The sequence below is a fragment of the Acetivibrio straminisolvens JCM 21531 genome, from assembly GCF_000521465.1.
GTDB lineage: Bacteria > Bacillota > Clostridia > Acetivibrionales > Acetivibrionaceae > Hungateiclostridium > Hungateiclostridium straminisolvens.
In genome coordinates this window covers 1-7,683 of sequence record NZ_BAVR01000096.1, presented here as the reverse complement: position 1 = coordinate 7,683, position 7,683 = coordinate 1, and the positions used below count along the sequence as shown (strand labels likewise).

Annotated in this window: 7 protein-coding genes; all 7 read right to left on the bottom strand. The window is 38.7% G+C overall.

The window, feature by feature from the left end; all coding sequences use genetic code 11:
- Positions 1–399: 399 nt before the first annotated feature.
- Positions 400–1,185, bottom strand: coding sequence for an ABC transporter permease (locus tag JCM21531_RS16160; RefSeq protein WP_038291381.1), 786 nt, complete (start codon positions 1,183–1,185; stop codon positions 400–402).
- Positions 1,182–2,087 carry an ABC transporter ATP-binding protein gene (locus tag JCM21531_RS16155; RefSeq protein ID WP_038291380.1) on the bottom strand — a complete coding sequence of 302 codons (906 nt, stop codon included), beginning with the start codon at positions 2,085–2,087 and terminating at the stop codon, positions 1,182–1,184. Before JCM21531_RS16155 ends, JCM21531_RS16160 begins: the two co-directional genes overlap by 4 nt.
- Before the next feature lie 115 nt (positions 2,088–2,202).
- Positions 2,203–3,165, bottom strand: coding sequence for an acetylxylan esterase (locus tag JCM21531_RS16150; protein WP_038291378.1), 963 nt, complete (start codon positions 3,163–3,165; stop codon positions 2,203–2,205).
- A gap of 350 nt (positions 3,166–3,515) precedes the next feature.
- Positions 3,516–4,064, bottom strand: coding sequence for a cache domain-containing protein (locus tag JCM21531_RS23085; protein WP_243467853.1), 549 nt, complete (start codon positions 4,062–4,064; stop codon positions 3,516–3,518).
- Positions 4,043–4,897, bottom strand: a complete 855-nt coding sequence (locus tag JCM21531_RS23080) for a cache domain-containing protein (protein WP_243467852.1) — start codon at positions 4,895–4,897, stop codon at positions 4,043–4,045. Before JCM21531_RS23080 ends, JCM21531_RS23085 begins: the two co-directional genes overlap by 22 nt.
- Positions 4,898–5,098: 201 nt before the next feature.
- Positions 5,099–7,060: a M56 family metallopeptidase gene (locus JCM21531_RS16140; protein ID WP_038291375.1), complete on the bottom strand. Its 1,962-nt coding sequence runs from the start codon at positions 7,058–7,060 to the stop codon at positions 5,099–5,101.
- Positions 7,057–7,440 (bottom strand): BlaI/MecI/CopY family transcriptional regulator, encoded by a 384-nt coding sequence (locus tag JCM21531_RS16135; protein WP_038291373.1) that lies wholly within the window; start codon positions 7,438–7,440, stop codon positions 7,057–7,059. Before JCM21531_RS16135 ends, JCM21531_RS16140 begins: the two co-directional genes overlap by 4 nt.
- Positions 7,441–7,683 lie beyond the last annotated feature (243 nt).

The following is a 7,683-nucleotide window of genomic DNA, read 5'->3' as shown; positions in this document are numbered from 1 at the left end:
TTATTTGGCTCCAATTACTTATTACTTAACTCAATTTATTGACGAGTTCAATGTCTTCTTACACTGTTCACTTTTCAAAGTCCATGTCGCTTTTTTCAAGCGTCTCACGCTTCGTTGCCTCAGCGCGGAATTTTATCTTAACATGTCGCTGTCAGTTTGTCAACACTTTTTTCTTAACACTTTTAACCAATTGCTGCAATGCTTAATTTTTGAGGTCTTGACGTGTCATCAGCGACAGCTTTAACAATATACCATCAAACCAATACATCATTCAACCGCATTGACATGCCAAAATCGGACTTTAATCCAATCTGCAGACATTTATCTCGTTTTTTCTGCATTTTCCTCGATAAAAATCTATATTTCGTACCATAAAAAATTTTATCGGTACGAACAAGTCTACAGAAGCTTTTCCGGCACAAATCTCCCTGCTGCAGTTTTAATAAGAATATAGTCCGCAACATACAAAACCGCTCCTGCTGCAAGTAAAATCAGAGTATTAAGCATGAACAACCCCGATACCTGTCCAATAAAAAGAAGAATAACAGGCACAACGATAAATCCGCTCATCTGCTGTGCATTCAGAAAGGTTTCAGCTTTAGCCGACACAAAAACCATAATTGCTATTGACAGTATTGTTACTGCCGGAGTTACCCAAAAAACTAAAATGCTCCACTTAAGATTAGGAAAAATAAGCTTTCCAAAGTAAAACCATCCCCCTATATTAACAATAACTCCAAACACAACAAAACATATCAAGGATATAATATAAGCCGGTATGGCAGTACCTATCACCTTCGCTGTAAAAAGCTGTTTTACGCTCATAGGTGTATAAAGGAGGGATTCCATGGTCTTTCTCTCTTTTTCCCCTACAAAGCTGCTTGCTGCTATAATACTGGATGCCATAATAGGTATCAGCAGAAACAAGTTAGGAAACATATAATTTACCGCCAGTTCAATAATCAATTGAGCCTCATTTTCATAGATAAATCTGCCTTTAATATTCTTTATCATTTCATCCATGCCGTTGAGGCTTCCCTCTCCATAACGGGCAGCAATCATTAAAGCTAAGGGTAAGGCCACCATTATTATGAGTGGTACTACAATCATCGGTATAAGTGTCTGCTTGCTTGACGTGATTTCTTTTATATCTTTATAAATTAATGCCTTCTGTACCTCTTTCATTTTGTCCCCTCCTTCTGGTATTCAAAATACAAATCCTCCAGATTCGGGCGTACCTGGCGCGCTTCATATATTTTGCCGCCCTTTGCAATAATGTCTTGAATCAAGGCCGACGCTTCCGCATCATCCTTTATGGGGACACGGATTGTCCTACCATCTTTGCTCTCCAATTTGTCTATATTGGGTATATTCTCGCCTCGTATCTCAAGAAAAATACTGCTGTTCTTTTTGCTCAGCAGTTGGAATAAAGTACCGAATCCAAGCATTTTTCCTTTATCAATAAATCCGTACAGCGTGCAAATTTCCTCAGCATATTTCAGTTGATGGGTACAGAGAAGCACTGTTACACCGTTCTCCTTAGAAAGATTTCTAATCATTTGGGTAACATTCATTGCAGCCTCCGGATCAAGACCAGATGTGGGTTCATCTAAAAATAGCACTTTAGGATTGTGCAGAAGTGCTCTTGCCAATTGAATCCTTTTTTTCATTCCCGTGCTGTAGCTTTTCACCTTTTTATCCTTCACTTCATATAGCTCCAGAGATTTTAAGAGTCTATTGCTTCGTTCCCTGATCTCTTCCTTGGTCAATCCATGCATACTGCCGAAAAAGTGCAGATTTTCTTCGCCTGTGAGGTTTTCATACGCAAGAGCGGTCTCAGTCATTACACCACAAAAGGAGTGTATTTTCACAGGATCTTTTGATGCGTCAACATTCATAACCAAGGCACTTCCACCAGAGGGACTCAGTATACCGTTTAAAATCCTCACTGTTGTTGTCTTGCCCGATCCATTAGGTCCAAGAAAGCCAAATATCTCCCCTTGGGGTATGGAAAAACTTATCCCTTCCAAAGCGTACTCTTTACCGTCATAGGATTTGCTTAATTCTTTAACCTCAATTGCGTTCATTTAGAAAACCTCCTTTCTGCTAATATAACCATCGGCTTTTCTAATTATAATACCTTATAACACCGTTGTTGATACATCATCCCGTAGCCCGATATATAGTATGTCTAAATTTTGCTCATGGATTCAGAACATCCATTAGTATCCTCAGCTTGGTTTCAACACTACCGGGCATATGTTCATGTCCAAAATACCTGAATACCGAGATTTCCTTTTGGCATTCCAGATGATTGTACACCGCAAAAACCGTTGACGGAGGAGTAATATCATCCACAAGTCCGGTGCAAATCCATGTTCGGCATTTTATACGGGGGGCAAGATTCATGACGTCAAAATAGGAAAGGGTTTTCTTTACTTGCCTTTCTATTTCTTCGCCGCTGTTTCTTCTTAAATATTCGTTGATTTCCAGATAGGGACCATTGGGCGCAACGTCAATTGCACGCTCAAAATGCGCCAAATACGGATAATACACAGCGGAAACCTTCGGAATATCGGACAACGCCGCTACTGCCAATGCAAGTCCTCCGCCCTGACTGCCTCCTGTAACTCCTATTCTTGATTCATCAACACATGGAAGCGAAGCCAAAACTTCAGCAGCACGCACCGCGTCCATGTATACTCCCCTATAGTAATATTCCTCCGGTGATAAAATACCTTTCGACATCCAGCCCACGGTATGTCCGCTGCTAGGAACAATGTTGTCCACACTTCTTCCCTGCTGTCCCCGAACAAGCATCAGAAGTGTAGCATATCCATTTAATGCCCAATTGACAACATCGGGAATACAGCCATCCATCGCCCAGTTGTACCCATGAAACAGTACAAGCCCGGGATACAACCCTTCCCCCTCTGGAACGGCAAGCCACCCCTCTATATTTGCACCTTTAAATCCCTGATATTCTACCCTGAAAACTTTTACTCTCCGTGCGGGAAAATCATAAGGTATGAGTTCATATTTTATAGGAGTCTTAGCCAATTCCTTAAGGCTTCTTTCCCAAAACTCATCAAAATCTTCCTGCTTTGTCAAAGAAGGCTTGTATCTTTGCAATTCCTCCAAAGGCATATCATATAATTGAGCCATTTTCCCAAACCCCTTTTTATCTAAATTTCTAGACTTTAACTTTTTTACATTCTATCATCCAATTATATATTGCACAATACTTCCCGAGAATTCATCGAGCCAAGTCAAAGGCATCTCGGTTTTTTCCCAGCTAACCAATTCTTTTCCTGCCGCTCTTAAAGCTTCAATACCTTCGCTGTATTTTTCAAACCAATCATCCCAATAATCTTTGCTTTTTGGGTCAAGTTTAACCTTTTTTCAAAAACCTTTGTGCTTATAAAATGTGTGTTCACATAACAACACAAGCCGGATAACCCTATAGTATCCGGCTTGTGCCTAAAGTATAATTTATTACATTTTCTTCATCAAAATTAATAAGAACTTTCTTCACTTACTCTTGTGCTCAGACATACATTGTAGTTTCTTATATCTGATACGAATTTTACCGACAAGAATAAGAATGCTCCAAATGCCACCAGTATAGCTAATATACTGATTTGCGAAATTGCTTTTCTCAAATCCGCTATCTGTCTTACACTAACCTTTTTCTCGAAACCTATAGCCCACATACCGATTGTTTGACCGGTTTTATCTTTCAATGGAATATACTTTTCAATGCATTTTTTCTCAGCTACAGTAATTTCTCCAATATATTCATTTCCTTGCTTTAATACAGTTTCTACAATTTCACTAGATGCCTTAGCTCCTATAGGTTTTGTACCGTCAGCTTTTGAAATGTTTGTAGTAACTCTTGTGTCCATCATAAAAATAGTCGAGAGTAGTCCGGTATGGGAGCTAATTTTATCTGCTATTACGGTATCATCGCTTAAAGAATGAGAACCTTTACAAAGCTTGTTATAGCTAATCGCCCAGTCTCCTTTGTACATTTCATTAATCATCATCTCTCCCAACTGGAACATGCATTCAACCTATCCTTTATATTGCTGTTTTCAAGGTTATTAACAACATTTCCGATTGTGAATCCCTGTACAGTAAACCAAATCAGGAAGAATGTACCAATGAGAAATAATGACAACATTAAAACTTTGCGCTGAGTCTTATCTCCTGTTGAATTGGATTCAAGGAATGAAACTTTAAGTGTATCTATATCGTTCAAGAATTTTTTCGTATAAAGCATCAATAACACACAGCCCAGTATGCCGCATAATACCGAAATAACAACAATTGAAATCCTCATGATAAATATCTGGCTGTCTTTGCTGCCAATATTGCTTTTTGGCATACCCACAAACCACATTCCCAAAACATTACCGTTGTTGTCTTTTAAAGGAACATATTTTACAGCATATATTTCGCCAAGAATGTCTTCTGTTCCTCTATAAGTATTACCACTTTTTAAAACGCTTTCAACCACCTCATTAGGTGCCTTAGCTCCAATTGGTCTAATTCCATCACTGTCAAGCTCGCTTGTGGCCACTTTTTCATCTCCAAGATACACAGTGGCAATTGAACCGGTTTTTTCTTTAATTGCGTCTAAAACTTGAGAATCGTTGTTTATCGGATTTTCTCCTCTAAACAGTTTACCATTCTTCACATTCCAATCCCCACTATATTTACTTTCGATGATTTCCAGTCCAAGGTTTGAAATGTAGTCCAGTTTTACTGCTATGCTCTTCTCTACCAGGTTCGTAACCTTGCTGTTCGTGACAAAAAATATGGCGACTGTAAATAATGCAATCAGAGCAATAGATACCCTTAAAAGCTTCTGCTTTAGCATAACCTTCTTTTTCATTCGTACATCTCCCCCTCAGAGTTTTTGTATATTTTTTATAATATAAATTAAAATTTAAATAATATTGAGACTATTTTGTGGAAAAGCTAACATTATACTACGCTATAATGGAAAAATTAGCAATACTTTTTTATTAATTTTTTATACTTTTTTGACTCTTTTGGGGGATAAAATTTCGACAAAATGTCACAAGCCTTGATTCTATTGGAATAGACGCCCATCAATTAAATTTTCAATTTCTATGCCGCAAATCACACCATCTTTGATTAAAAATGCTATGTGATTACATGTATTATCTCTGGCCGGGGCATAGCCGTATACATAATCATATTCTGCAACCGGATTTCCGTCGTCTGCATACATCTCTGTTTGTACCAAATCTTCTCCGTAAGCATTCTTGAGCTCAGTTTCACTCATTCCGCAAGCAATACCGCGATATGTCATAATTTTAGGAGAAGTCGTAGAAATAGAAGTCACTGTCCACCTTCCTTCTTGGGCGGCCTGCATATAAGTAACTACCAAATCATCGCATATTACTTTGTTTATATTATGAAATCCATCACTATCCCACGTTTCGCGGCTTATTTCATTCAAAGAATAGCCCCATGGAAAATCTCCATCATATATCCCTAATGCAAGATACTTTCCGTCAATAGAAACAGAATACTCAGAAAAACCCGGGTGTTTATTAATATCTGTTCCTGACAGTATCCTCCGCAAATCATCGGTAAAAAGTTCAGTGCCCGGTGTGCAATCGTTTTCCATCATGGAATTTAAAAACTTAAGGGCACCGTTGTCGTCACGGAAAATAAGATAAGTGCAATTTTTATAATTGGGCATAACCCAATTATCCTCAGTTATATACATGCCTCCTGCAAGTACAATGTTCTCCGGCGATTTTGAAAGGAACTCATAATTCATTTGATATATAATCAGTTTCATGCCATCAAAATCTTCATATGTGTAGCTGTAATTTAAATTTTCAATTCTCCAATTGACATATCCGTAGTCAGGATAGTCCTCACAGTTTATTTTAAATAACTGCTCTACTTCAAGCTTTGCAGCATCCAGCACTGCTTCCGGCACATCAATGCCTTCCATAACAATACCGGTTTTAGTACCGGCATTAGGAGAGCTGTGTTTTTCAGCTCCGCTAAAGGTACAGCCCACGCATATTATTGTTATAATCAGTGCAGCAATCACAGCAGAAATATATGTTTTTGGCTTTTTCGCAATCATATTAATCCTCTCTTTCATATGTCTCTTTCCCGATACCATAGTTGTAGCTGTACCCATAAGTCCGCCTATCGTTTCACGTACGGCAATCATATCAATAAGAGTACGGCCATAGGAAAATCTCGAGTCTTCACCTATATTCTTTATAGCTGCTTCATCGCAGGCAAGTTCCGAATCTATTTGCGAAAGCATTGCCGCAATCCACACTAAAGGATTCCACCACCATATTGCAAGGCATACCCCTCTTAACACCGACCAAATATGATCACCGTGCTTTAGGTGGCAAAGCTCGTGAGTTATGATATATTCGGTTTTCACGCCAGAAAATACAGCTTTGGATGTAAGATAGACTGCGGGATATGGAAATCCGAACAAACAAGGCGATACTATCTCATCCGTTACATATAATGGTCTGCGGCAATTATTTGCATAATAAACTTTAGATTTGCTCATCTCGCTCAAATAGGCTAAATAAGGCTTTCTGCTCTTTCGAAGTTTCATGTAAAAGGCCACATTCATTCCTATGAACAATAAGCCGGTAACGCAACTGCCAAGCAACCACACGGTAGAAAGTATCTTTTCAATTGATAAAGTTTTTCCTAATGTCTTTCCCGTATCTATTTCTCCATTGTGCTCTGTTTTTGATTCACTATCTGCCTTTGTCTCTTTATTTGACGGCTGGAGAGGCAAATATTCCGGCATTTCTTCAGACACGGAAATATGTGTCACGGTATTACTTTTCTGCAACTCAGTCCAGTTCATAACGCTTAAAGCACTTTCTCCAAAACTAAAAGGCAACAGGAGCCGCAGGAGCACCGGAATCCACAGGGCATACTGCAGTCTGCGACTGATTTTTTTACGGAATAAAAATCGAAGGAGTATTATTGCGACAATCAGGACCGAAGAGGTAATAACCCATCCTATCACTTTTCCACCTCCTTTTCGGCCTCATTCAAGATTTTATATAATTCTTCAATATCCTCAGCTCTCAAAGCTTTCTGTCCCGCCAACGAGGCTATCATCATACTTAGACTTCCGTTATAGACTTTGGAAAGGAAATTTTCAGTTTCATGGACAGCAGCTTCCTCTTTGTCAATGATGGGATAGAATAGTTTTGAACGTCTGCTGTCGTCACAGCGTACAGCTCCTTTATTTATCATACGCCCCAACATAATATTTATGGTAGCCTTTGTCCATGCAGTATCATTTTTGAGAGCAGCAACCATCTCGGCAATGGTACGGGGAGACTTTTCCCATAAAAGATTCATAAGTTTCCACTCACCATCAGATAATGCAGGTTTCTTCATATACAATCCCCCCTTCTAAAAGGATAACAAGTGTCATCTTAATATTATCACTTTGGATAACAAATGTCAACCTAAAAATATATTACTGAATCCTATAGCCGCATTTGTTGCATGTAAAAGTTGTATTTGGATTGCTGTTGCTGCATTCAGGACATTGCCATAAAACTTGCGGATTTTCCGGTTCAAATTTATTAGGATCAGCCTTATTGATTTTTTGCATCAAATTTCTAATAATATAATTTG